Annotated in this window: 1 protein-coding gene; it reads left to right on the top strand. The window is 41.0% G+C overall.

Going from position 1 to position 1,311, the window contains the following annotated elements; genetic code table 11:
- Positions 1-17 precede the first annotated feature (17 nt).
- Positions 18-1,050 (top strand): IS630 family transposase gene (locus H5187_RS23565; RefSeq protein ID WP_182798476.1). Its coding sequence is split into 2 segments (ribosomal slippage): positions 18-476 and positions 478-1,050, totalling 1,032 coding nucleotides; the frame shifts between segments, so codons are not numbered across the junction.
- The last annotated feature ends 261 nt before the right edge of the window (positions 1,051-1,311 follow it).

Here is a 1,311-nt window from a genome sequence, read left to right as displayed (position 1 = left end):
TATCTACTTTTACTAAATTGAACTTAGAAAAATCCAAGCAACTTTTAGCTTTATCACGTAAAGAGCCTAATGCGAGAAAGCGAATACGCCTGCTTGCTGTTTCATTATTCTTTGAGGGTGAAAACAGAACGAATATTGCTAAGCGGCTAAATACAGCGCGCGGCAGTGTCAATAAATGGGTTTCAAACTACCTTAATAATGGCGTTACTGGCTTGAACAACAAACCGATTAAAGGTCGTCCAGCTAAATTAACCTTACAACAACTAAACACACTGTCAGATTATGTAAAACAGTCAGCAAGTTCTTCAGAAGGAGGCAGACTAATGGGGGAAGATATTGCTCAGTATATTTATGACCAGTTCAACATAAGATATCACACCGATCATATTTACAAACTGCTCAAGAAGCGTGGGTTTAGCTGGATCACAAGCCGTTCTAAGCACCCAAAGCAGTCAAAAGAAAGCCAAGAGGCTTTTAAAAAAGTTCCAAGTGGAAACGATCCTTCACACCCCAGGACATCTCCCTTTAGATCGCATTGATGTGTGGTTTCAAGATGAAGCACGGTTTGGACAACAAAATCAAACAACACGCTTATGGGCTGAAACAGGCTCTAGGCCTCGCGCAACAAAACAACAGCAGTTTGAGTATGGATACTTATTTGGTGCAGTGTGCCCAAGTAATGGTAAAACAGAAGCGCTGATCAGCCCTATCGTCAATAAAGACGTCATGACGCAACACATGGAATTAATATCAAAAGCCACGGAGGTAGGACGTCATGCGGTCGTGATCGTTGATGGCGCTGGTTGGCATACTATTGATACTGTAAAACCATTCAATAATGTCACGCTAATAAAACTTCCGCCTTACTCCCCGGAGTTAAATCCAATAGAGCAAGTATGGAGTTGGATACGGCAACACTGTTTATCTAATCGTGTGTTTAGTGGTTATGAAGAAATAGTCGAACAGGTTTCGCAAGCGTGGAATAAATTCATTTCTGTTCCTGATACGGTTAAAAGCATATGCTCTAGAGACTGGATAAAATTGACTTAATCTTTATGCAGATTGGTATTACAACAACAAGTTCAATTATTACGTAAGCAGTTTATTGCTCAACAACGTCATTGGGCTGAATTTAACGCTACCTTCGCGATAAAGGTGGCGGGTTAATAATCGTATAGCTTTCCTACAGACGTAAAAAAGCCGCTTCATTTCTGAAGCGGCTTTCTCAATTTGGAGCCTGGCAATGTCCTACTTTCACATAGCAAATGCTACACTATCATCGGCGCTGTTTCGTTTCACTACTGAGTTCGG

It is taken from the genome of Pseudoalteromonas sp. SG44-1 (assembly GCF_014164315.1).
In the GTDB taxonomy this organism is placed as follows: domain Bacteria; phylum Pseudomonadota; class Gammaproteobacteria; order Enterobacterales; family Alteromonadaceae; genus Pseudoalteromonas; species Pseudoalteromonas rhizosphaerae.
This window is presented reverse-complemented; position numbering and strand designations above follow the sequence as displayed.